Origin of the sequence: Thiothrix caldifontis, from assembly GCF_900107695.1 — a bacterium.
Taxonomy (GTDB): Bacteria; Pseudomonadota; Gammaproteobacteria; order Thiotrichales; family Thiotrichaceae; genus Thiothrix; species Thiothrix caldifontis.
In genome coordinates, this window is sequence record NZ_FNQP01000003.1 from 74,595 (window position 1) to 100,004 (window position 25,410).

The window sequence follows — 25,410 nt, forward strand, 5'->3', positions numbered from 1 at the left end:
TCTGGCTATTGGGTGTTTAGGGTTCCGCTGTGGAAAATCCACGTGCGGGTGATGTTCAGTTGATCCCACTTACGGCGAATTTCATCGGGCAATGCGGGGTAAGGGCCTGCGAGTTTAATAATACGCAGCGCGGCTTTGTCCAGCACGTCATACCCTGATGATAGACTAATTTGTGCATCAACGACACGCCCGCCATGATCCAGTGTCGCATTGAGAATGAGTTTGCCACTGAGGTTGCGCATGATGGCTTCTTCAGGGAAATTGATATTGCCAATGCGTTCGATTTTCTTGACCCACGCGTCGATGTATTCGGCTTCGACCGCACTTTTGGCACTCACTGCATCAATGAAGTGGATGCGTGGGCGACGGGCATAACGGGCTTCGTCCTCATCCATTTCAGCGAGTAATTGGGCAATTTCCTCGGTCGCATCGGTGCGTTCTTCGGCGACGGGTACGTCCTCTTCCTCAACCGGTTGTTCGGGTGTCTTGTCGACACGTTTGAAGGTTTCCCCTTTCGTGGTGAGGATTTGCGGCGTCAGTTTGAGCGGGGTATCCGGTGAACCGGCTTCCGACTGCACCGGCGATTCGCCGCTGGTTTCGATAGGCAGAAGCGCAGCCAATGGGCTTTGCGGGCGATTCTTTTCGTCGCTGCTGCCGCTGGCTTGCTGGTTGGCTTGTGCAATAAAGTCCACCACATCGGGTGCTTGTTCGGAATGCGTCTGAACAAGGGTAATATCCAACACGGGTGCTAAGCGGGTGTTTTTGCTGATTTCGGGTAGGAAGCCCACGCCAAAGATCAACAACAGGTGCAACAGCGCTGCAACAGGGAAGGTTTTGGCTAACGGTTCGTCAGCTAGGTTCATTGGCAATACATGCATTGTTATAGTACGCAGATAACGTGTCCCACGGACAGGATATTGTTTTTAATATTACCCTGCTTGCTTTTTTTCAAGGTATGCCCCTTTGATTGAAGGTATTCTAACACTTTTCAGAGCCGATTGAGTAGAGCCTTATGTTGAAACAAATCATCGGGGTGGTCTTAGCTGTCGTATTAGGTGTCGGGGGAGCATGGTTTGTTGCCGGATTTCTCAGTCCAGATGAAACGCTGAGTCAAGCACCGTTACCTTTGCCTAAAGGCGGGGATTTTACCCTGCAAGCGGCACAGGGTGCGGTTAGCCTGAGTGACTTTCAGGGCAAAGTCGTGGTGCTGTATTTCGGTTATACCGCGTGCCCGGATATTTGCCCCACCTCCATGGCGACCTTAAAAGCCGCACTGGCACAGTTGACGCCAGCGGAGTTGTCACAGACACAGGGGCTGTTTGTTTCGGTAGACCCCGAACGCGATACCTTGGAACACATTCAGCGCTACGTTGGGTATTTCCACCCCAGTTTGATAGGGGTGAGTGGCTCTCAGGCAGAACTCTTGGAAATTACCCGCCGTTATAATGCGTTTTACCGCAAGGTGGAAGTGCCGGGTTCGGCAATGGCATACACCATCGACCATTCCGCAATTTTATATGTCATTGATAAGGATGGGCAGGTGCGTGAGCAGGTGCAACACGCCGTGCCACCCGCAGAATTAGCGGCGGCTATACGCCGTCATTTGTAAGTTTGCGGCACAACATGTGCTGATAACGTGCCAGCGAGCGCCAAGGTTCTTGCTGTGAATATTGGCGTTCCAGTGGTAGCACTTCTTCCAATTTGGCGGCTTTGCGGACATCACGATACATATAGTCATAAAAGCAGCGTACTCCTGACCAAGTATCCAATTCCAAGCCTAATGGTGCAAGCCAGCTCAGGACTTCATCCGGCTTTAGGGGCGAGATTGGCGCTAAGCCACGTTTGCCATCGCTGGCAATCTCACCCCGGCGCACGGTATCAAGATCGCCCGCAATCAGCCGCCGCATGACCGTCGAATGGTGATTGAAAAACATGAGAGACAGCCAGCCTTCCGGTTTCAGGCACGATAACAACTGTGCTAACACCGCTCGCGGCTCTGCCAGCCATTCCAATACGGCATGAAAGGTGATTAAGTCGAAGGATTCACAGTCTTGTGCCGCTAATTCCTGCACACTGGCTTGCAATAAGTGAATCGCATCTTGCAAACCCGCAGCGGCAATCGCGGTGGCAGCGCGTTGTAACATCTCGGCGGAAGGTTCTGCCAATACCACTTGGTGGCCTTGCTGCGCTAACCAAATAGCCATTTGCCCCAAGCCGCCCCCGGCATCCAAAATCTTCAAGGGGCGCGTATTCACGACGAAAGGTTGCAAATCGTCTTGCAGAATGGCTAAGCGAATGGCTCCACGCGGGTCATCATAAATGCTGCGTTGGAAACGTTGAGCTAAACCGTCAAAGATTCGGTCTTGTTGCATATCAAAACCTATGGTGATTACTAGGTTGTTTGTCAGGTTTTTTAATAAAATGCCTAAAAAAACCTTGACGTGTAAACCGGCATTAACTTTTTCTTTGTTATGCTCGTTCCAAGTTGAACAGAGTTTTCCGTCTCAGCTTTATGTGCTAGGGACCCCTCAACTGACCATAAGAACTAGCACATAACTTCAACCGGCCTCCATAACGGTAGGCCGGTTTTTTTATGCCTGCTGTTCCAGCATTTCCCAACGGGTAAAAGCCGTTTCCAAGTCGCTTTCCAGGCGCTGTAATTCATCCTGTCGCGCCGCAATTTGCACCGTGCCTTGCTGGTAAAAGTCAGGCTGGTTCATCAGTTCGTGGAGTGCGGCAATCGCCAGCTCCAGTTGTTCGATCTGGGCGGGTAATTGTTCGAGTTCGCGCTGGTCTTTGAAACTGAGCTTTTTGGCTTTGGGAGCGGGTTTGGCGGCTACTGCGACTGGTTTTTCCGCTGATTTTTCAGTTTTTGCGGCAGGTTTGTCTTTCTCTGACACGGGTTGCGGGCGTTGCAACAGCCAGTCGTCGTAACCGCCTGCGTATTCGCCGATAGTGCCGTTATCAAACACGATGGTGCGCGTGACCACCGAGTTGAGGAAACTTCTGTCATGCGAAATCAGCAAGAGCGTGCCTTGGTAGTCGATCAGCAATTCTTCCAGCAATTCGAGGGTTTCAGCATCGAGGTCGTTGGTCGGTTCGTCGAGTACCAGTAAATTGGAGGGTTGCGAGAATAAGCGAGCCAGCAATAAACGGTTGCGTTCGCCACCGGAGAGCACTTTCACCGGCTTTTGGATTTGCAGCGGGGTGAACAGGAAATCCTGCAAATAGCTGATGATATGGCGCTTTTGCCCGTTGATTTCCACAAAATCGGAACCGCTGGCGATGTTATCACGCAGATTTTTCTCACCATCAAATTGCGAACGGTGTTGGTCGAAATAGGCGACTTGTAAACGTGTGCCGAGCTTGACCGTCCCCGCAGTGGGTTGCAATTGCCCTAATAACAGTTTGATCAGGGTGGTTTTGCCGACCCCGTTGGGGCCGATAATGCCGATCTTGTCGCCACGCAAGACGGTGGTGTTGAAGTCTTGAATCAATAGCTTGCCATCCCAGCCATAATCGAGGTGTTCGGCTTCGACCACGATTTTGCCGGAGTTGTCGCCTTGCCCGATTTGTGCGGTGACTTTGCCTTGCAGGTTACGGCGTTGTTTGAATTCTTCGCGCATCGCTTCGAGGCGGCGCACACGACCTTCGTTACGGGTGCGGCGGGCTTTGACACCTTGGCGTATCCACACTTCTTCGTCGGCTAAGCGCTTGTCGAACAGCGCGGCTTGCTGGGCTTCGGCATCGAGCGCGGCTTGTTTGTTTTCTTGGTATTTTTGGAAATTGCCCGGCCAACTGGTGAGTTTGCCCCGGTCAAGTTCAATAATGCGGGTGGCGAGCTTTTGCACGAAGGAACGGTCATGGCTGACAAACAGCAGGGTACTTTTGAAGCCCATCAGGAAGTTTTCCAACCATTCAATCGCGGGGATGTCGAGGTGGTTGGTTGGCTCGTCCAGCAATAGCAAATCGGGTTCGGCGACGAGGGCGCGAGCGAGTAAAGCGCGGCGTTTCCAGCCACCGGAAAGGCTGTCAAACAGGGTGTCGGGGTCAAGCTGGATGCGGGAAAGCACCGTGTCGACTTTCCACTGGATTTGCCACTCGTCTTCAGGCTGCACTTCACCTAGGCCTTCCGCCACAATGTCGAAAATGCGGGCAGAAAGATCGTGGGGTACGTCTTGTTGCAGGCGGGCAATTTTGAGTTCGGGCGGGTGAATCATTTCGCCATCATCCGGCAAAATATCGCGGCACAACAATTTCATCAGGGTGGATTTGCCCGTGCCGTTACGCCCGACCAAACACAGGCGTTCACCCGGTTCGATGGTGAGGTCGATGCCGTCAAACAGGCGATTGTCGCCGTTTTCGAGGTGGATATTGCGTAAGTGAAGTAAAGCCATGAGTGCCAGCGCGGTGTTGAACAGGCGGGCAGTATAGCGCAGATGCGGGAAAAAGGGTTCTGTTACGCATGGCACTCAGCCAAACATCTCCCAAAACGGCAAGGTTTCGATCCCGTCTGCGAAAGGCTCTGACTGATCGAAGGTAATCAATAACTTGCGAGTAACTGCCAGTTTCAGTTTGAGCAAACCTTGCCGTTCCCGCTCACGGTTTTGCGGAGTCAGTTGGTAACACACCTGAATAGCAGTCAATTGCTCCTCTTTGCGGGCAATGAAATCACACTCGAAATCGCTGCTGATAAAGAACAACTCATAGCCCTGTTTGACCAGTTCACTAAACACCAGATTTTCAAACAACGTGCCGTAATTGGCGGAAAAGCGGAATGCGGTTTGTGCCAGAAAACCGTTATCAATGATGTAGCTTTTTTTCTTAGCCTTCAGTTGTTCCTTGAGCGAATAGGAATAGGGTTTGAGTTCAGTCAACACATAGCAATCTTCCAACACGCGGATGTATTCCTTGATGGTGCTGTCATGTTGCCCCAAAGCACGACCCAGCGAGTTGTAGGAATACAGGTTAGCGGTATTGGAAATCAGAAAATGAGCAGCTTCACGGAAACTTTTGGTATCGCGTATTTGGTTATTGGCAATGCAGTCCTTGAAGATCACGGTATCGTAGTAGTTCAGCAGAATGTCACGTTTCAGCCCTTCATCCTGTTGCCCAAACACTTCGTAAAACGAACCGTATTCCATCATCTGCATCATCAATGCCAGAATCTTGGGCTTGTTTGCCAAGCGTGACAGATAATCGGTGTAACCTTGCGCCTGCAAAAGTTCGCTCAACGCGGGTGGATAAACAATGTCACGCACATAACGCCCACTCAATAAGGTCGCAAATTCGCCTTCCAGCAAGGAGGAGTTCGAGCCAGTGACGAAAGTTTTCTGCACTTGCTGGTTATCGTAGATGGCTTTGACGAACTTTTCCCAACGGGTGACGTTTTGTACTTCATCCAGAAACAAGTACACCACTTTATGCCCTGTGAGCGATTCGGATAAATCCAACAGGCTGTAAAGTTGCTTAGAATCCGTGTACAACTCAGCGAAATACGGGTCATCCAGATTCACATACAGGATGCTCCTCGCCTCTACGCCCTGTTCCACAAGGTGCTGGATCAACAGGCGGAACAGCGATGACTTGCCGCTGCGGCGGCTACCTTGCAATACTTGCACCTGTTTGAGTGCCAACTTTTTGGTTAGAACGGGCAGCAACGCACGCGGGTATAAAGTGGGGAAACGTGCTTCCCAGTGAGGATTGTGCGTCAGCAAGGCTCTTTTCATAACGATTCTTGGCAATAAATGAGTATTTTAGAGATTATAGACTGTAAAAATTAATATTTTCACCTTGCCCCAAAAATGGCTGTGCCGATGCGCACAATAGTCGCCCCTTCGGCAATGGCGGCTTCCATGTCATCGGTCATCCCCATTGATAATGTATCGAGGCTGAAACCTTGTGAGACGAGATTTTCTTGCAAGGCACGTACTTGCGCAAATACGGCACATTGCTTAGTGAAGTCGTGTTCGGGGGCGGGAATCGCCATTAAGCCGCGTAAGCGAATACCGGGTAAGGTTGCTATTTGGGCGGCTAATTCGGGCAAGTCTTCCGGCGTTACGCCTGATTTGCTGGCTTCCCCGCTGATATTCACTTGCAGGCAGATATTGATGTCGGGCGCATCTGCTGGTTTTTGCTCACTCAAGCGCTTGGCGATTTTGACACTATCCACAGAATGTACCCAGCGAGCGGTTGCTGCAATCAGGCGCGTTTTGTTGGATTGGATCGGGCCGATGAAATGCCACACGATGCCGCTATTAGCGAGTTCAGCCGCTTTTTCGACCATTTCTTGCACGTAATTTTCACCAAACTGCGTCTGGCCTGCGAGGATGGCTTCGCGAATACTCGCTGTGGGGTGTTTTTTGCTTACAGCGAGTAAGTGTACGCTGCCCGGTTCACGTCCGAAGCCTTGTTCAGCAGCACGGATGCGTTCGCCGATTGTCTGGATATTGTCACGGATTGTCATGGTATGTGTTACTTTCCTCATTAATTACGGAACTAAACCTTCAACGCGAATAATAACAACAATGGATATTACTCAACTGCTGGCATTCAGCGTCAAAAACAATGCATCCGACTTGCATTTATCGGGCGGGATGCCGCCTATGATCCGTGTCGATGGTGAAATGCGCAAGATTAACTTGCCGGTGCTCGACCATAAGCAGGTACATGCATTGGTGTACGACATCATGAATGACTACCAGCGTAAAAATTACGAGGAACATTGGGAATGCGATTTTTCGTTTGAAATTCCGGGTGTTGCCCGTTTTCGTGTGAATGCCTTTAACCAAAATCGTGGGGCAGGTGCGGTGTTCCGTACCATTCCCAGCAAAGTATTAACCTTAGATCAGTTGGGTGCGCCGGGTATTTTTCGCAAGATTTCCGAAAATCCACGGGGGTTGGTGCTAGTGACAGGGCCTACGGGGTCGGGTAAATCCACCACCTTAGCGGCGATGATCGACTACAAAAATGACACCGATTACGGTCATATTCTCACCATCGAAGACCCCATCGAATTTGTCCACGAAAGTAAAAAAAGTCTTATCAACCAACGTGAAGTGCACCGTGATACCAAAGGTTTTGAAGCAGCTTTGCGTTCCGCCTTGCGTGAAGACCCGGACACCATTCTGGTGGGGGAAATGCGTGACTTGGAAACCATTCGTCTGGCACTGACGGCGGCGGAAACCGGGCATTTGGTGTTTGGCACCTTGCATACCACGTCTGCGCCCAAAACCATTGACCGTATTGTGGATGTGTTTCCTGCTGCCGAAAAAGAAATGGTGCGAGCCATGCTGTCTGAATCGTTGCAAGCCGTTATTTCCCAAACGTTATTGAAGAAAAAAGGCGGCGGGCGTGTGGCTGCTCACGAAATTTTGATTGGCAACCGTGCGGTGCGCAACTTGATCCGCGAGAACAAGATTGCGCAGATGCGTTCCGCGATGCAGACCGGACAAAATGACGGAATGCAAACCCTTGATCAGTCACTGAAAAATTTGGTGATGAAAGGGCTGGTCGAGCGTGAAGCTGCCCGCCGCAAAGCCGATAACCCCGATAGTATTTAAGCAGAGGGTAAGATATGGATCGCGATGCTGCCATCAGCTATGTGCATAAATTGTTGGCTACCATGTTGGATAAAAAGGCTTCCGACTTGTATATCACTGCCGAGGCCGCGCCTTCTGCCAAAATTGCTAACGAAATGCTACCGTTAACCACGCAGGCACTTAATGAGCAAAACGCTAGGATGTTGGTGCGTGCCATTATGAATGACCGCCAGCTCAAGCAGTTTGAAGAGGATATGGAATGTAACTTTTCCATCAGCCTGCCTGGCAAAGCGCGTTTCCGGGTCAATGCTTTCACGCAACGTGGGTGCGCAGGCATGGTATTGCGGCACATTCCTACCCATATTCCGGGTTTGAAGGATTTGGGCTTGCCGCCAGTATTGCGTGAAATTGCCATGACCAAACGCGGTTTGGTGATTATGGTGGGGGCAACCGGTTCGGGTAAGTCCACCACGTTGGCCTCAATGGTGGATTACCGTAATACGAATTCCAAGGGGCATATCATTACCATCGAAGACCCTATCGAGTTTGTGCATCAGCACAAGGGGTGTTTGATTACGCAGCGTGAAATTGGAGTGGATACCGCCAGTTACGAAATCGCCATGAAAAACACCTTGCGCCAAGCACCCGATGTCATTTTGCTGGGTGAAATTCGGGATCGTGAGTCGATGGATTATGCGATTGCTTACGCGGAAACCGGGCATTTGTGCTTGACTACCTTGCACGCCAACAGTTCTAACCAAGCGATTGACCGGATTATTAACTTTTTTCCCGAAGAACGCCGCAACCAGTTATTGATGGATTTATCGTTAAACCTGAAGGCGGTGGTGTCACAACGTTTGGTACGTAAAGCCAAGGGCGAGGGGCGTTTGGCAGCGGTGGAGGTGGTGATTAATACCCCATTAATGGCAGATTTGATCCTCAAAGGGGATGTGCCGGGGATGAAAGTGCTTACCTCGAAATCGCGTGAACAGGGAATGCGCACGTTCGACCAAGCCTTGTTTGACCTGATTGAAGCGCGGCAAATCACCGTACAAGAAGCGTTGCGCCATGCAGATTCACAGAATGACTTGCGTCTACGCCTTAAATTGGAAAGCCGCTTTGCCCAGGATAATGACTTCTTTAAGGGGTTGGATGAGTTGGCGATTGAGCCGCTGGAGAATGCCACACGATGACCATTTTAAGTGAAGCTGAGATGCGCATCACGCCATTATTGAATGTGATGGTGAAACAAAGCGCGTCGGATTTGTATTTGACCACGGGGGCGCACGCCACGATTAAGGTGCGCGGGCAGCTCAAGCGCATTAGCCGGGAGTCGATGAAGCCGGGCAATATTCGCCAATTAGCCGAAGAGATCCTGACGGCAACCGAAATTGAAGCTTTCTTTGCGGATCGTGAATTAAATAAGGGATTTTCGCTGAAAGGTATTGGGCGCTTTCGCATGAATTTTTATTTTCAGCGAGGTGAGGTGTCGATGGTGATTCGCCATATTCGCTCTGATATCCGCTCCCCGGAAGAGCTAAAGTTACCTGAAGTCCTGAAAAAGCTGGTGATGCAAAAAGAGGGAATGTTGCTGTTTGTGGGGTCTACAGGATCGGGTAAATCCACGTCGATGGCATCTTTGATTCAGCACCGCAATGAGCATCACTGTGGGCATATTTTGACTATTGAAGATCCGATTGAATACACCTTCCGCCATGGCAAATCCATCATCGGGCAACGCGAAGTCGGTTTTGATACCTTGAGTTATGCCAATGCGATGCGTGAGGCAATGCGTGAAGCACCGGATATGATCATGGTGGGGGAGGTACGCGATACCGAAACGATGGATGCAGTATTGGGGTTTGCCGATACCGGGCATTTGGTGTTGTCGACATTGCACGCAACTAACGTAATTCAGGCATTGGAGCGGATGTTGTACCTGTTTCCCAGCGAAAATAAAAGTCGGGTGTTGATGGATTTATCCCTTAACTTGCGGGGTATTGTGGCGCAACGTTTGATTCCTGATGAGCAGGATGGCTTGCATCTGGCGGCAGAAGTATTGGTCAATACGCCGTATGTGGCGGAACTGATTCGCACCGGACAGTTTGGTGAACTGAAAGACATCATTACCAAAGGCACGGTGGATGGAATGCAGACCTTTGACCAAGCGCTCTACCAGCTTTATATCGGTAAACACATTAGCAAAGCGATTGCGCTGGAATATGCGAGTTCACGCAACGACCTTGAGTGGCAAATCAATTTCGGGGCGGGTCAAGGTGAGAGCCGCGAATCCCTCCATGAGTTACCGGAGATGGTTTAAGCACATGGGAACTGCATGATTGGAATATCGAGGTATTGTTGCAAATCATGGCGGTTATCCATGCCTGCGATGGGTGTCTGCCGAGCATTGAGGATAATACCCGCGAGTCTGAGCGCTCGGTGTTGAATGGCTTCTGCTATCAGTAAGACATGATTCATACAGCCTACACGGTCTTCTGCCACTAGGATAATCGGTAACCCCAGAATTTGGGCAAGGTCGGCATTTACCCCATCATGTGCAATGGGTGAGTAGAAACCACCCGCGCCTTCCACATGCAGAAATTGGCGAGTTTCCCAACGTGTAGGGCAGGTTGCGGCAAGTTGTTGTAATCCTAAAGTTGTGCCTGCTTGTCTGGCTGCCCTTGGCGGGGCAAGGGCAGCGGTGAATCGGTAGGGACAAATTGTGTTATCTAGGGGCAATCCAGCCGCATCTGCTAATTGCCAAGCATCGGTTTGTTTTAGGTCTGATACCCAGCCTGATTCCACGGGCTTACGGGGAATCACTTCGCGTCCTAAAACGCGCATAACTCGAATCAATTGAGTGCCAACCCAAGTTTTACCCACACCGGTATCGGTGCCTGTTATGAAAACACCATTGCTAGTACTCATACCGGAGTCATCCAGCCATTGAGCAAGTGTTGGAGCAATCATGCCCATAGTATTTCCTCTCCGTTAGTAAAGTATCCAGAAAGTATCATTTTATGGGGTATATAATCTGATACTTACGCTAAGCAAAACAAAGTGATAAATTTATCTTATTATAATGAACCATTTTGATTAAATAAGCGTCTTATAGATTGATTGTTAATCATATTTAATTTGATTCAATAAGTAAAACGAATGACTTGCTTGGTAAATAATAATATGACAATGAAAAGGTTCTCCCTACTGTTGAGCGGTAGTTTGCTGTTCACTAGTGCTAACGTGGTCATGGCACGACAAGATTGTAACCAGAATATTCCATCTTCTACGCCAGTGCAGCGTTTCAACGATCAGGGTAATGGCACATTAATTGACGTTAGTACGGGCTTAATGTGGAAAAAATGCCTAGAAGGTCAAACAGGTGAACGCTGTGTGGGACGTGCTGTACGGATGGAATGGGATAAAGCTGTAAGCCTAGCGCAATTGAGCAACAGCGATAAATTTGCGGGTTATTCTGGCTGGCGTTTACCCACGCTAGATGAGTTAGGCACGCTTGTCGATAAGCGTTGTATTGAGCCAGCGGTTAACAATGACCTTTTTCCAAACATGTTAGCTGTTGGTTTATGGTCAGTAAATCAGTCCGATCCATTAGCATGGAGTATGGACTTTGGTAAAGGCCGCGCCTATGAACATTTCAAAGGCGCGGGCAAGTACATTCGCTTGGTGCGCAATTTACGGTGACGTATCCGTTGGCAGCATCAAGCTCACCCAATACTGGCTGCTGGTTTCGGTCATATCCAACATCCCCTGTGGGTAGAGGCCGAACACCAGCACCAGTATAACTATCAGCAGCAGGACACCCAGTTCTCGCGGCTTCAAGTCAGGTGCGTCACGGATAATGGCGTGACGCGCTTCACCCAGAAAGGCTTTGCGGTAGAAGTTCAGGAAATACGCCGCCCCCAAAATCACCACAAACAACACCACCAAACCTGCGCCGGTGTGTACTTCCAAAATACTCACGATCAGCAAAAATTCCGCCGGAAAGCCGCTGGTGGCGGGCATTCCGATCCCCGCTAAACCGAGGAAAAAGAACAGCGATGCCAGCAATGGCATGGATTTCGCCACCCCGCCCAAACTCAACAATTCCGTCGAGCCGGTACGTTGATGCAAAAAGCCGGTAATCAAAAACAAGCCACCCGCAATCAGCGTAAAGTTCAGCAACTGGAAGATTGCGCCCTGCATTCCTTGCGGGCTAAACGCAGCAATCCCCAACACCACCAGCCCGACGTGGCTTAAGGATGAAAACGCCAACATGCGCCGCAAACTGGTCTGGCTCAACGCCGCCACTGCGCCATACAACACCCCAATCATCCCCAGCCCCACCAGAATCCAGCGGAATTCCAACGCGGCATCCGGCACCAGCGGCAAGCCAAAGCGCAATAACCCATACGCCCCGACTTTCAAACCCGTCAGCAAGGCCACGGTGGTCGCAGGCCCTTCTTGCGCGACCACTGGCAACCACGTGTGCAGCGGGAACAGCGGAATTTTCACCCCAAACCCCACCAGCAACAGGAAGAACACCGTCACCTGCACCCCGTATTCACGGCTACCCTGCAATAAATCGGTGTAGGCAAAACTCATCCCCGTGGAATTATTCATCGCCAGCACCACAAACCCCAGCAGAATCGGCAAGCCACCCGCCAGCATAAACAAGCTGTATTTCACCCCCGCGTAACGCCGGTTCGCACCGCTGCCCCACAAACTGATCAGGAAAAACAGCGGCAGCAGAGTCATTTCCCAAAACAGGAAAAACAAAATCGTATCCAGCGAGGTGAAAATGCCCATCATGGTGCATTCCAACACCAGCAATAGCGCGAAATACAGGCGTGTCATGGTGCGAATCGCATTCCAAGACGCCAATATCACCCCAATGAACAACAGCGCGGTGAACGGCAGGAACAAGACCGATAACCCATCCACCCCCAAGAGGTAATGAATCCCCAAACTTGGCATCCAGGGGGTTTTTTCCACAAATTGGAACCCCGTCTGCTGCGAATCAAATCCCGCCACGATAATGAGCGCCACCACCAAGGTCAGCACCGCCGTGGTCAACGCCGCCAACCGCGCTTCTTTGCCCGGCATGAATGCGGTCAAGATTGCGCCCAACGGTAACATCAGCAGTAACAGGCTGAGCCAAGGAAAATTCATGCTTGTTAAGCTATCCATCAATGTTCTCCCCCTTGAACGTCGCCCGTGTAGTCTGCAAACAGCCCCGCCAAACCTTGGATGGGCTGATCAATCAATGCAATCCACGGCGCGGAATAGAACCCCGCCGTTACCGTTACCACAATCACAATACTTGCCATCAGCATTTCTGCCGGGTAAGTGGGGTTGGTATCCCAACGCTTGCTTTCCACCCCCGGATTGGCTAAAAACGCCTGTTGGAAAGCGCGTAACAAAAAGCCCGCCGCCACCAAGTTGCCCAAAGCCGCAGCGACTGTCACCAACGCCCCGAAGCGCTTAATCGAGCCTTCCAACACGAAATGCACCGCATCAAACCCCGGTGTTCCCGGCATTCCCACAATCGCCAAGCCTGCCACCAGAAACGCCAAGCCCACAATCGGGATGTAATCCATCATGCCGCCGAGCTTGCTCAAGCGCGTGGTACGGGTGCGTTGCCACACCATGCCGGTCATCAGCAGCAAGCCAGTGATGGCTAACCCGAAATTCATCGCCAGCAAGACAGCGCCTTCAAACGCCATGCGGTGCAAACTGAATAAACCAATCGTCAAAATCCCGGTATGGCTAATGACCGCAAACGCCAATAATTCACGCAAGGTTTGCTGGCGCATCGCCAAAAATGCGGCGTAAAACACCCCGGTAGCGGCGAACACGGTGGCGACCATGTGCCATTCCCACACCGCATGAGGCACAATCGGGAACACAAAGCGCAACAGCCCGTAGACCCCCACTTTCAAACCCAGCAAGTAAATCGGTGCCACTGCCACATTGCCGTGCAACATAAACGCAGGCAGCCAGCCGTGAAACGGGAATAACGGAATCCGTACCGCCATTGCATAAAACAGGGCGAAAAACACCAAGGTTCCCACCATATCGTGCGCCCCAAAGCCGAGGGTTGCCAGCTCATACAGGCTGAAACTCCAGCGTCCGGCATTCGCATCGGCATAATTCCAGCCCAACACCAGCGTGCCAAACACCAACAACAGCAGCCCTACCACCATGAATTGCAGGTAACGCGCCAAGGTCGGTTGAATGTCGTGGAACGTCGGCCAGCGTTTGGTCAAATACGCCACCATGACCACTTCGAGGAAGGACATACAGGTAAACCACAGCAAATCCACCGTCACAAACTGACTGGTAATGACGGACTGAATCATCATCATCACCGCCAGTATCGAACTTTCGTGCAAACGCCGCACCAGAACAAACGCCACACTCAGCAAGCTGATCAAGCTGGTCAGCAACACAAACATGACCCCGATGCCATCCACCGCCGCGTGGTAATGAAACGCACCGAGTATCTGGAAACGTGCCGCAAACTGCATCACCCCCGCCGCTTGATGCACATCAAACTTGGCATACAAGCTTACCGCCAGCAACATTTGCGCCAGCGCCATAATGCCTGCCAAGGCCACTGCCGCATTGCCGCGTATCTTAATTAACACCAGCCCGGTCAACAGCGGGAACAGTTGCAACATGGTCAACAACGGTGATGCTGCCGGAATTTCCGAAAATGTCATTGGCATTACCCCTGAAAAATAACGACCAGCGTTGCCAAAATCAGCAACACCAGATAACGCGGTTGAGTGAGCAGGCGTTCAATCTTATCCAAATAACGCCCTAAGGTATCCAGAATGGATTTGGCTTTGCCGCCGCCTTGTTGCAGCAATAAGCGTTGCTCAAACCATTCCAGCCGTTCGGCGATCCATTGCATGAGCTTGCCGAACAGCCCAGAGCCAATGCCGATACTGCTTTCTACCCGCAAGCGCCCTTGCTGCATGGCTTGCATATCCGCAAGGGTCGCAATGCCGCTGTGATGCCCCGGTGTGCCGCTGAGTTTATCGAGGATTTGCCCGTCAAAGATTTGCGCTTCCTGCGACAGGGCAACGGTGGGTTTTACCAGCAACCAATCCGCCAGCGGGTCGAGCCAGAAACGTTGCAAGGCCGCATTGTGCAACCAGCGCCGTTTCCCCAGCCATGCCGGAACCGCAGGAGCTGCTTGCCATTGGGTATGCAGCGCAAACGAGGGCGAATGCAAAAATTGATACGCCCGCCACACCGCGTGCAATACCAGATGCACCAGCGCCAAGCTATACCAGCCCAGCGCAATCGCGATCAACATCAAGCCGGTTTGTGCCAAGGTTGAAAACAACAGCGAGGTTTTAATATCGGTTTGTGCCAAGCCACCCAGCCAGCCATACAATACGGTGAGAACACCCACCCCCAGCAGCAAGTATTGCAATGCCGGGGCTTGTTCCAACAGTGGGTGAATCCGCAGCAATAAGAAAATGCCTGCATGAACCATCAATGATCCGTAAAACACCGTACTGGATGGCGTAGGCCCTTCCAACGCACGGGTAATCCACGCCGAAAACGGAAACTGTGCCGATTTCACCAAGGCCGCGCCCATCAAGCCAAACGCCGCCACGCCAATCAGCAAACTCGACTGATCGGCTTGCGGCACTAACATCACGTTCCATTCGGTGCTGCGGAACAGCGAAAACGCCATGAACATGCCCAGCAAAAAGCCCGCATCCCCCAGCCGATTGGTGACAAATGCCCGCGTCGCATTGATGGTTGCGGTTTTGCTTTGCCAGTTATACGCAATCAACAGGTAAGAACTCGCACCCGCCAATTCCCAGCCCACAAACGCCAGCACCGCGCTGCCCGACAGGGCAATCAATTGCATCGCGGCGGTGAACAGTGCCAGCACCATAAAAAAGCGCTGAAACCCGCAATCACGGTGCAAATAATTCACCGAAAAGCGTGTCACCAACAGCGTAATCACTGCCACCAAGGTCGACATGCTCAAGCTCAAACCATCCAGCATGAAGCTGATGCTGGCGTTGTAGACACCGCTGTGTAACCAAGGCAATACCATGACGTGCTGGCTACCGTGCAATAAATACTGCCCATCCGCCCACAACACCAAGACCAGACTCAGCAAGCCCGCCCCCAGCACCAACTGTGAACTGAGGCGTTCGCTCGCTTCGCAGCGATTCCAACGCAATACCCGATTCAGCGCTACCAACACAGCGGCTAATAAAGGCAAACCGGGAATCAGTAATAACCAGCCATTAGCCATGTGTCACCTCCGCTGTATTGCGCACCGCAGCGGGCGGCAAATACCCCCGCTGCCCCGCGTACCATTCTTGTGAATGCTGTACCCTTGGCAATTGATGAATTTCGCCCTGCCATTGCACAAAGCCCTTGCCCGGTTGAAACACATGGATTTCGTTGCGCTCCGGCGGTTTCGCTGCCAGCAACACCCAGCCATTGTCCAGCAAGCGCCGTAAATAATCATGGCGCTGGTAAATCGCCACCAAGGTATCAATCTCCGCTTCGGCAATTGCCAGTAAGCGCATCGGCTCGTGCAATTCCACCATCTGTTGTGCCAGTCCGGTGCGTAAATCGCTCGCGCCGCCTTCCATGACCCCAAACAAGCCAGTAAGGTTGTGAGTGGCTTTGCTGCCGGAACCGAAGTAGCCGTTTTGCATCCGCGAAAAGTAGTAGTCCATCTGAATCCCGACCCCGACCACGCCATTGCCTTGTAATTGCGCTTCTAACATTTTGCCATCGGGGTCATTGTGTGGGTCATACGAAATCAGGAAGGCGCGTCGATCCCAGAAAATCCCTTTGCTCAATTCCCGCCGCCCAATGAAGGCGACCGCACAGCCTTGATGCCCTAATTCTGCCCGTACCTGATCGGGGGAGGCGGCGCGACCTTCCACATGCCGCTTGGCTTGACGCGGGGTCAGGTGCGGGCTGGCGGAGGCAAATTTGCGGCAACGTTCCTGCGCGGATAAGCGCACCGCTTGCTCGGTGGCTTGCTGCACGTGCGCAAACACGCTGCGATGGCTGGCAGGAATCAAATCGGTGTCAAACCAGTCGATGGCATCGCTGGTGGTATCGTGTTCATTGGCGATGAACCAGCAGCCGTCAGGAATGTGAATGCCGTGTTGCGCGACCAATTGCGCCCGCACTTCCGGTTCATTGCACATGCTGGTAAAGGCACGCGCATTGGGGCCGCCGAAGCGCCCACTGCACGCGCCGCAACCGTAGCCGAGAATGTGCGGGTTGTTCAAATGGCGCGAACGGTGAGCCATGAGCACCACCAAGGACGCAAAGCCGCTGGTAAAGCCGGTGAGTTTGAGGAAAGTGGCAACTTTGGTGACTTTTTCTTCTGCGCTGAAGCCTTGTTGATTGTGATCTTTGCTAGGGCATTCCAATGCGTCTTGGGCGGTGTAAGCCACGCGGGTTTTGAGTGGCACACTGGTTTGGTGTTGTACCTTGCTGATGAAACGTTGGTAGCTGGCGGGCATGACGCTGCGCCCGACCATTTCCAGCAAAGCAAACGGGGCGAGTAGCGGTAATGCCAAGGTCGTGCCGATGACGCTGTGGCGCATCCGGTGATTTTTCAACTTGTGCAGCCAATTGAGCCAGCGTTGGCGGCGTTGGTGAGCGGGTAAACGCTGTCGGGCATTCGTGGCGGGAACTTCGCGGAGTTCGTGAACCGCTGTGACCACGGGTTGTGCCAATTTTAACGGGCGGGGTGCATCCAGCCCGCGCCAGTTATTGGGTAAGCCGAACACGCCTGCCGCACCCAAGGTTTCGAGGTCGGGGGCGAGTTCTTCCAGATGGCGGCGCACGCTTTCCTCGCGGTCATCCATGCAGAAAATCAACTGCGCATTGGGCGGAGAAGAGAGGTTAGGCGGGTTTTCTTCCGCGTGCTTGTTCAGCAAGGCGCTGAAAATTTCTTCCTGATAGTGGTGTTCATACGCCCGCAGCCATAAGTAGCCACTGGTGTTGGGGTCGTCGAGTTCTTCCAGAATCGCTAGCAGGCGTTTGATGCGCTGGGTTTCCAATTGCGCGACTTGGGGTGCTGCCATGCCTAAGTGTTGGGCAAGGTGGAATAAGCGCCAAGCCTTGCGGTAAATATCTGTGCCGACGGGGATCACGGTTTCTGGTGCAAGGTTCCAGGTTAGGATTTGGTGCGCGAGTTGATGCCAGTCAGCGGGTTGAATGTCTTCTTGGCTGCTTAAGAATTGTTGGGCGAGTTGTTGCAGGAATTCTGGCAAGGTAGTGTTGTAGGCGTGGTAGCGAACAAAAAACTCATCCTGATGCTGGTGGAAATAACCGCGAATGCCGGTGGTGCTGGCGTCGATTTGCCAGTTGTCGCGGGCAACGTGGCGGCAGAAGATGTGTTCCAGCACCAAACGCACCGCGAGGTAATCTTCCATGCTCACCGGCGTGGTTAAGCCGTAATAGCCGGGATTTTTCGCCCGCCAGTTGAACATGCCTGACCAGCCCGGCAATTCCAGCGCCAATACCCGCAAGTAGCCGCCCCAATGGGCTTTGTCGATGCCAAGGCGCATCATTTCTTGGTGGATGGTTTCCAGCGGGTCGTGATGCAGGGAACGCAGGTAATCGTCCCAATCATCCATGCCAGCGAGGGTGAGGGTGGGGTCGTTGAGGGTGGCTTCGCGCCAATGTGTGTAAAATCCGTTGGATTGGGAGCGGAAAGCGGCAATGCCTTGGTCGAGCCAGCTTGCCAGATGGCGATCCAGCAGCGGCAGCAGTGAATCCATCACATCAACAGCGGTAAGTTTGCTCAGCAAGCCGCGCAGGGTGAGGGTTTCGCCGACTTGATCCAGCAAATCGTGCAGCAGGTGGCGGCTTTCAGCGTGGATGAAGCTTTCTGCATCGGGGATGCTGGCTCCGATTTGCCCTTGTTGCTTGATTTGATCCCAGATGCCGTTAATGTCGGTGAGGCGCAGGTTGAGCAAGGCTTCAGGGTGAGGCAAATCGTAGTGCAGTTCCAGCTTTTGCAGGCAAGTTTCCCACAAGGCACGGATGGCGACGGCTTCGTCTTGACCGGCGGCTTCGAGTAATTTTTCGCGCTGCTCAAAGGCAACATCGGCTTGAAAACGTTCCAGCGCGTGGTTTTCTTCCACCTGCCAACGCATTTGCTGGAAGGTAATCGGCTTAATATTATTCGCCAGCGCGGTGAGGTAAATGTCGCGGTCAGCCGCTTTATCGGCTTCGGTGGCGAGTACGCTGAAAATATCGTGGCGATTGATGCGCCCTTCGCGGAAAAACCGGCGGTATTCGCCATTGGGCAAATAGCCCAGTGAGCCACTGTGAGCGTGAGCGGTGCGTAGCGCCTCGGCGAATGGCAGGTATTCGTAATTTTCCAGCGGATTAAAATGCACAAAATCTTGCAGCGGCGCTTGAATCGGCAGCACCGCATTCAGACCGGCAATGGCTTCACGCAAATAGTCACGTTGTGCGTCGTGTGACTGACTGTGATTCGTCATGTGTTATTGTTTCCTACAAAATAACGGCGAGGGTAGCCGCTATCAATAAAATCAGGTAGCGCGGCTGGGTGAGCAATTCTTCAACCAAGTCGAGGTATTCGCCCAGTTGCTGCAAATAGTGCCCCAGTTTGCCGCCACCTTTTTGTAATAACAGCCGGTCTTCCAGCCATTCAAATCGTTCTGCCACCCATTGCATCAGCTTGCCCAGCAAGCCTGAACCCGTGCCGATGCCGCTTTCCAGTCGCAATTTGCCTTGTTGGAAGTCCTGCATTTCTGCCAAGGTGGAGAGCATATTGCTGTGCGATGGTGTACCGGTGAGGCGGTCAATCACGCGGCTATCCAGGGTTTGCACTTCGTGAGCCAACGCTTGGGTGGGGCGTACCAGCAACCAGTTTTCCAGCGGTACGAGCCAGAAACGTTGCAGGGCGGCGGTATACAGCCAGCGGCGTTTGCGCAGCCAAACAGGGGCGGGTTTGGCGGGTTCCCATTCGGTTTGTTGCAAAAACGAGGGCGAATGCAGAAATTGGTAAGCTCGCCAAATCGCGTGTAGCCCCATGTGGAATGCGGCGAGGGTGTAAAATCCGAACCCGATTTCAATCAGCATTAGCCCGGTTTGCTGTTGAGTGGAAAAGATCAGCGAGCTTTTAATGTCGGTTTGCACTTGCACACCGAGCCAGCCGTACAGCACCGTGAGTATGCCTAACAGAATCAGCACGTTGCCCAATAGGGGCGATTCTTCCAGCAAGGGTTCGAGACGTAACAGCAGGTAAATCCCCGCGTGTACCATGATTGAGCCGTAAAATACCGCGCTGGATGGGGTGGGGCCTTCCAACGCACGAGTAATCCACGCACTGAATGGAAATTGTGCTGATTTCACCAGCGCTGCCAGCATGAAACCCATGCTCATCAAGCCCACCACCATGCCGGACATATCGGGTTTTTCGCCAAACAATACATTCCACTCAACATTGCCCAGCCAGCTAAAGCCAATGAACATGCCGAACAAATAACCGGTATCGCCGAAACGGTTGGTGACAAACGCACGGGTAGCACCTTCCGCCGCCGTTTCACGCTGCCAAGCGTATGCAATCAGCATATAGGAACTGATTCCCGCCATTTCCCAGCCAATAAAGCCCAGCAAGGCACTGCCCGACAGCACAATCAGCAACATGGCGCAGGAAAACAGCGACATCACAATGAAAAAGCGTTGAAAACCGGGTTCGCGGTGCAAATAGTTGACCGAAAAACGCGTGACCACCAGCGTAATCGTCGCCATTACCACGCCAAAACTTAAGCTGAGTGTATCCAGCATCAAGCTGACCGAGGCTTGGTAATCGCCGCTTTGCAGCCAAGGAAACAACGTCACATGACCGGGTGCGCCGTGGGTAAAGTCGTAAATCGCCAGTGCCACCATGGCCAGCAGGCTGAGGGTGTTGGCGGTGACCGCGACCCGCGCGGTTTCGCGTTCGCCTTTTTCACCGCGATTCCAGCCGAAGATAAAGCCGAGGACAATCCACAGGGCGGCGAGGAAGGGGAGACCGGGGATGAGCAGAAGTAAGCTGTTAGGCATGAGCGACCTCCGGTGAAACGGCGTTAGCCGTCACCAACGCAGGCGGCAAATGCCCATAATCCCCCGAATACCACTGTGCCGAGCGTTCAACCATTGTCAACTGCTGCAATTTCCCCTCCCAGCGCACAAACCCCGTTCCCGGCACAAACAAATCAATCACCGCGCTATCCGGGTCTTTCACCGCGACAATCAGCCACCCGCCGCCAATCAATTCTTGCAAGGGCGCTTGCCGTGCGTAAATCTCACCTACCATTGCCGTTTTCGCTTCCACGATTACCAGCAAGCGCATCGCCTCGTGGATTTCAATCATTTGCTGCGGCAAACCAGTACGCAAATCGCTGAATACGCCTTCCATGACCCCAAACAGCCCAGTGAGGTTGTGCGTCACTTTCGTGCCCGCCCCGTAGCGGTCGTTATTCACCGTGGAAAAATAGTATTCGAGGTTAATGCCCGCGCCGACCGGCCCGGCATTCAGCAAAATATTTTCCAGAATCTTGCCGTCGGGGTCGCGGGTGCAGTCATACGAAATCAGGAAACAGCGCCGATCCAAAAAACTGCCGCGTGTGACAGCGCGTCGCCCGATCAAGGCGCAAGCATTGGTGGCATGACCCAATTCCGGGCGGGCTTGGCTGTAATCGACGGCACGGCTGGCAATGTGCGCCGCCGCTTGTGCCAACGTCGGTTGACGCGGGGCAGATGCCAGTTTGCGGCAACGTTCGTGCGCCGAATGCCGAGCTGCTTCGGTCAAACTGGCTTGCAAGGTATGCAACGCATTCTGCAACGCCGCAGGCACTTTGTCGGTATCAAACCAAGGAATGTGTTCGTCGCAGGTATCGTGTTCCGCGCCCACAAACCAAGTATCGGTGGGGATGTGAATGCCTTGCGCTGCCAATAGCGTGCGGATTTCAGCGCGGTTTGCCATTGCCGCAAACACCCGCGCATTCGGCCCGCTGTGGCGACCGCTGCACGCGCCGCATTCATACGCCGCCGCATGGGGGTTGTTTTGGCTGGTAGAGCCGTGTCCCATAATCACCACCAGCGGGGCGAAGCCATCGGTTAGCCCGATCATGCGCAAGAACCCGCCGACTTTTTCGGTTTGTTCCGCGTCGGTGAAGCCCATCTGGTTTTGCTGGCTGGAACGTTGCTGTTCCGGTTGCAAAGCGATGAATTCCAGCTTGGTCGGAATCGGCATGTCGGCTTTGCGGCGCAAGCGTTTCACCCATTGCCCAAACCCCAGCGGCAGGTAGGATTTGCCCAGCATGACACCCAACGAGGCGGGTGCGAGCGCCATTTGGCTCACGGTGCCAAGCAGCAAGTTATGCCGGGTAACGTGTTGCAAGTGGGCAAACAGCCGTTTACGCCACCCGACCCGTAGGGCATGTTGGCGTTGCAATTCTGCTGCTGCATCCGCTGGCACTTCGCGCACCAAATGCACCGGCGTGACGGGAACGGGGCAGAGTTTGGTGACGGTTTTGTCGTCCAGCCCTTGCCAGTTCATGGGCAGGTTGAAAAATGCGGCCGCGCCCAGTGTTTCGATGTGCGGGTTGAGTTCTTCCAGATGGCGGCGAATGCCTTCTTCGCGCTCATCCATGCAAAACACCAGTTGCGCTTGCGGGCGTTGGTGGCGTTGTTGCCAAGTGCCACGCCCGTGGTTATTAAGGATGGCGTTGAAGATTTGTTCGCGGTAATGGCGTTCGTAGGCTTGCAGCCACAAAAAGCCGCTGTGTTCGGCATCTAGCGCATCGAGACAGGTGAAAATAGTTTCCAGTTGCGTGTGGTTCAGTTGGTGTAGCGTTGCCGCATCCAACGCCAGATGTTGCGCCAAGCGGAATAAGCGCCAGCCGTGCGCGTAAGCATTCCAGCCTTGCAGGGTGGCATTCGCGGGGCTGTGCGCCCACGTCCAGATTTGGTGCGCCAGTTGTTGCCACTGCGCTTCTTCGTTGATACGCGGGCGGCTGTGACGAATCAATTGTTGTGCCGGGGTGAGCAAATATTCGGGCAGGCGGTGGTTAAAGGTGTAGTAACGCACCCAAAATTCGGTGGGATGCCGCCGAAATCGCCCGCGAATATCGCTAAGGCTGGCTTCCATCCACCAAATTTGACGGCACAAGCGCCGCGCAAACAGGTGTTCCATACTCAAACGCACCGCCAAATAGTCGAGCATGTGGACGTGTGGCGTGGTGATGCCCGCGTAACCGGGGTGTTGATCGCGCCACAGGAACATGCCCGACCAACCTGGCAATTCCAAGGCAAGGCGTTCCAGATAGCTTTCCCAGTGTTCTTTGGGAATACCGATGCGTTGCAATTCGGCAATGATGGCGGCTTCAGCCGTATCGGGGAGGGAATTGAGGTGTTCGCTCCAATCGGTTAGCCCTTCCAGTGTGCTGGTGAGGTCGTCTGCACTGGTATTGCGCCATGCGGTGAAAAAGCTGCTGCCCGCCGTGCCGTTGTGCCAAGCCGCCATGCCTTGATCCAGCCAAGAGGCGACTTGCCGGAGGAATAAGGGGCGGATGTCGTGGAGGATGTCTTCCCCCGTCACCGCTTGCAATAAGTCGCGTAAGGTCAGCGTTTCACCAACTTGCCGGGTGAGAGTGAGTAATTGCTGCTGTGCGTCTTGGGCGACGCGCTCGTGAATGCTCGTGCCTTGCGCATCGAGTTCGGCGGCAAACAAACGGGCGGCACGTTCGGGGGAAAAGTTGAGTAAGTCTTCGGAATGCAGCAGATGATGATCCAGTTGCAACGCACTCAGGCACGCTGACCACAATTCGCCGTCACGTTCCAGCACCCGGTTTTCTTCCACTTGCCACACAAATTCGCTGGGGCTAATGGGTTTAATGGGGTGAATCAGGGCAGTGCGGTAAATATCGCCGCGTGTAATGGCATCGCCGTTAGCGGCGCGATTGAATACAGTTTCTGCGCTATTCAGGCTGGAATCGGCTTGCAATACCGCGTCCAGATCATCAGCGGCAATGCGACCCTGCTGAAAATACTCGCGGAATTTTTCGCTGGGTAAATAGCCGTAAGCGCCGGTAATGTCATGTGCCGCTTTGAGCGCTGCTGGGAAAGGGAGGTGTTGAAAACCGTGCAGGGTATTGTGGTGCACGAAATCCCGCAGGGGTGCTTGACCGGGTAAGACGTGTTCCAGATGTTCCAGTAAGTGCTGGAAAATACCCCCACTCACGGCATCGCTCCCCCCGATATGGGTGCTACGATGGGCAGCACAAAATGGCTAATGAGTTGTTGCACCGAGGTATCCATCATCGTCAGCAAAGGCGCTGGATAAAAACCTAACAGCAACGTGCCAATAATCAGGCTACCCGCCGCAACCATTTCCAGTGGGCGCATGTCTTCGACTTGCTGCATATCCAGCCGCATCGGGCCGGTGTAAAGCTGTTTGACGGTGCGAATGCTGTAAGTGGCGGTGATCAACACGCCCAGCGACAGCAAGACAATGCTCCACCCCCACGCCTCAAAGCCGCCGATCAAAACGTGCAATTCCGCCACAAAACCTGCGGTACTCGGCAAGCCTACGCCACCGACGAACGCCAAAATAATCAGGAAAGCGAAACGTGGCGTAACCCTAATCAGCGAGCCGTAATCGTTGATGTCGCGGGTATGGGTACGTTCATACAACAAGCCGATCAGCATGAACGTTGCACCCGCCACCAGCCCATGCGCCACCATTTGGTATACCGCGCCGGTCATGCCGATCACGTTCAGTGTGGAAATCCCAATCAGCACCACGCCCATGTGACTGACGGAAGAGTACGCGATCATCTTTTTCATATCGCTTTGCCGCCACGCCAATAAGCCGCCGTACAACAAGCCAATCACACCCAAAGTAAACAATAAGCCCTGCATCGCTTGCGCGGCGGCGGGTAAAATATCAATGGTGCGTAATAAGCCATACGACCCCATTTTCAACAGGATGCCAGAGAGCAAAATACTCACGGGGCTAGGCGCTTCGACGTGCGCCAACGGTAGCCAGCCATGCAGTGGAAACAAGGGCATTTTTACCCCAAAACCAATCAGTAAGCCGCTGAAAATCAGGATTTGTTCTGTTGTACTCAGTTGCCGTGCACCTTCTGCTATGGCCGCAAAGGTGAAAGAGTGTGCAGGAGTCGCATCAAACAGCACCAACAGCGCCAGCAGCATGAAAATTGAGCCACCCATGGTGTACAACACGAAATTCAATGCCGCCGTTTGCCGATTTTTGCCGCCCCAACGGTCAATCAAGAAAAACAACGGAATCAGCACCAGTTCCCAAAAAACGTAGAATAAGCCCCAATCTTGCGCCATGAATACACCCATGGTGGCGGCTTCCAACAAGAGCATCAGCAGGTAATAGCCTTTGACGTGGTGCGTGATCATGTGCGAAGCCAGCAATGCCATCAGCACCAGCACGGTGGTGAGCAACACCATCGGGAACGCTAACCCATCCACGCCTAAGGAAAACGACGTGCCCAGTTTAGGATTCCAGACCATACTGGTCGCCAATTGAATCGCGGGGTTGCTAAAGTCGATTTGTTGGGTGAGGCTTACGGCATACGCCAGCGTAACGGCTGCCACCCCAATAGCGGTGTTGCGGATTAAGCCCGGTCGCCCACTGGGTAATAATGCCAAGATAAACGCACCTACCGCAGGCAGAAGCAAGAGCAGGATGAGCGGGTGATCCATCATATCCAATGCGCCTTAAAAAGGGGTGGTCAGGGGAATATAAGCAGGCGATGATACATAAGTTTCGTATCTGTGGGTAGGTGTCAAGCCGTTTACCCACACT

The 25,410-nt window shown here is 53.0% G+C and carries 18 protein-coding genes; 5 read left to right on the top strand and 13 right to left on the bottom strand.

All coding sequences use genetic code 11. The features are described from left to right. Positions 1–5 precede the first annotated feature (5 nt). Entirely contained in the window at positions 6–863 is an 858-nt protein-coding gene (locus tag BLV87_RS03020; protein WP_245706891.1) for an energy transducer TonB, read from the bottom strand. A gap of 149 nt (positions 864–1,012) precedes the next feature. Between BLV87_RS03020 and BLV87_RS03025 the strand changes: the two genes are divergently transcribed. Then, positions 1,013–1,609, top strand: coding sequence for an SCO family protein (locus BLV87_RS03025; protein ID WP_093065285.1), 597 nt, complete (start codon positions 1,013–1,015; stop codon positions 1,607–1,609). Here BLV87_RS03025 and BLV87_RS03030 read toward each other — a convergent pair. From BLV87_RS03030 to BLV87_RS03045, 4 genes are all read right to left on the bottom strand, one after another. After that, a complete protein-coding gene (locus BLV87_RS03030) occupies positions 1,590–2,372 on the bottom strand; it encodes a methyltransferase domain-containing protein (protein ID WP_093065287.1) in 783 nt (260 codons plus the stop codon). The genes BLV87_RS03025 and BLV87_RS03030 overlap by 20 nt on opposite strands. A gap of 219 nt (positions 2,373–2,591) precedes the next feature. Next, positions 2,592–4,397 carry an ATP-binding cassette domain-containing protein gene (locus tag BLV87_RS03035; RefSeq protein ID WP_093065597.1) on the bottom strand — a complete coding sequence of 602 codons (1,806 nt, stop codon included), beginning with the start codon at positions 4,395–4,397 and terminating at the stop codon, positions 2,592–2,594. 75 nt (positions 4,398–4,472) lie between these two features. Next, on the bottom strand, positions 4,473–5,729 hold the full coding sequence (locus BLV87_RS03040) for an ATP-binding protein (RefSeq protein ID WP_093065289.1): 1,257 nt from the start codon (positions 5,727–5,729) through the stop codon (positions 4,473–4,475). A gap of 59 nt (positions 5,730–5,788) precedes the next feature. Next, positions 5,789–6,466 carry a YggS family pyridoxal phosphate-dependent enzyme gene (locus BLV87_RS03045; protein WP_093065291.1) on the bottom strand — a complete coding sequence of 226 codons (678 nt, stop codon included), beginning with the start codon at positions 6,464–6,466 and terminating at the stop codon, positions 5,789–5,791. A 61-nt stretch (positions 6,467–6,527) separates the two neighbouring features. Between BLV87_RS03045 and BLV87_RS03050 the strand changes: the two genes are divergently transcribed. From BLV87_RS03050 to BLV87_RS03060, 3 genes are read left to right on the top strand one after another with little or no spacing between them, the layout of a single operon-like run. Then, positions 6,528–7,562: a type IV pilus twitching motility protein PilT gene (locus tag BLV87_RS03050; RefSeq protein WP_093065293.1), complete on the top strand. Its 1,035-nt coding sequence runs from the start codon at positions 6,528–6,530 to the stop codon at positions 7,560–7,562. 14 nt (positions 7,563–7,576) lie between these two features. Further along, positions 7,577–8,734 (top strand): PilT/PilU family type 4a pilus ATPase, encoded by a 1,158-nt coding sequence (locus BLV87_RS03055; protein WP_093065295.1) that lies wholly within the window; start codon positions 7,577–7,579, stop codon positions 8,732–8,734. Next, complete coding sequence (locus tag BLV87_RS03060; protein WP_093065297.1) at positions 8,731–9,861, top strand: PilT/PilU family type 4a pilus ATPase; 1,131 nt, start codon at positions 8,731–8,733, stop codon at positions 9,859–9,861. Before BLV87_RS03055 ends, BLV87_RS03060 begins: the two co-directional genes overlap by 4 nt. On the opposite strand, the gene bioD is transcribed toward BLV87_RS03060, so the two are convergent. Then, positions 9,858–10,511, bottom strand: coding sequence for a dethiobiotin synthase (gene bioD, locus BLV87_RS03065; protein WP_245706892.1), 654 nt, complete (start codon positions 10,509–10,511; stop codon positions 9,858–9,860). The two genes, BLV87_RS03060 and bioD, sit on opposite strands and share 4 nt — an antisense overlap. Before the next feature lie 213 nt (positions 10,512–10,724). Here bioD and BLV87_RS03070 point away from each other — a divergent pair, with 213 nt between their 5' ends. Next, a complete protein-coding gene (locus BLV87_RS03070) occupies positions 10,725–11,243 on the top strand; it encodes an Lcl C-terminal domain-containing protein (protein WP_175517818.1) in 519 nt (172 codons plus the stop codon). On the opposite strand, the gene BLV87_RS03075 is transcribed toward BLV87_RS03070, so the two are convergent. From BLV87_RS03075 to BLV87_RS03105, 7 genes are read right to left on the bottom strand one after another with little or no spacing between them, the layout of a single operon-like run. Beyond that, complete coding sequence (locus tag BLV87_RS03075) at positions 11,235–12,728, bottom strand: complex I subunit 4 family protein (RefSeq protein ID WP_093065303.1); 1,494 nt, start codon at positions 12,726–12,728, stop codon at positions 11,235–11,237. The two genes, BLV87_RS03070 and BLV87_RS03075, sit on opposite strands and share 9 nt — an antisense overlap. Beyond that, complete coding sequence (locus BLV87_RS03080) at positions 12,728–14,263, bottom strand: complex I subunit 4 family protein (RefSeq protein ID WP_093065305.1); 1,536 nt, start codon at positions 14,261–14,263, stop codon at positions 12,728–12,730. Before BLV87_RS03080 ends, BLV87_RS03075 begins: the two co-directional genes overlap by 1 nt. Before the next feature lie 5 nt (positions 14,264–14,268). Further along, positions 14,269–15,828: an NADH-quinone oxidoreductase subunit 5 family protein gene (locus BLV87_RS03085; RefSeq protein WP_093065307.1), complete on the bottom strand. Its 1,560-nt coding sequence runs from the start codon at positions 15,826–15,828 to the stop codon at positions 14,269–14,271. Further along, a complete protein-coding gene (locus BLV87_RS03090; RefSeq protein WP_093065309.1) occupies positions 15,821–19,060 on the bottom strand; it encodes a putative inorganic carbon transporter subunit DabA in 3,240 nt (1,079 codons plus the stop codon). Before BLV87_RS03090 ends, BLV87_RS03085 begins: the two co-directional genes overlap by 8 nt. Before the next feature lie 13 nt (positions 19,061–19,073). Then, positions 19,074–20,630 carry a proton-conducting transporter transmembrane domain-containing protein gene (locus BLV87_RS03095; RefSeq protein ID WP_093065311.1) on the bottom strand — a complete coding sequence of 519 codons (1,557 nt, stop codon included), beginning with the start codon at positions 20,628–20,630 and terminating at the stop codon, positions 19,074–19,076. Further along, complete coding sequence (locus BLV87_RS03100; RefSeq protein WP_217629924.1) at positions 20,623–23,811, bottom strand: DUF2309 domain-containing protein; 3,189 nt, start codon at positions 23,809–23,811, stop codon at positions 20,623–20,625. Before BLV87_RS03100 ends, BLV87_RS03095 begins: the two co-directional genes overlap by 8 nt. Beyond that, positions 23,808–25,310, bottom strand: a complete 1,503-nt coding sequence (locus BLV87_RS03105; protein WP_245706893.1) for a complex I subunit 4 family protein — start codon at positions 25,308–25,310, stop codon at positions 23,808–23,810. The genes BLV87_RS03100 and BLV87_RS03105 overlap by 4 nt, the downstream gene beginning before the upstream one ends. Positions 25,311–25,410: the final 100 nt, after the last annotated feature.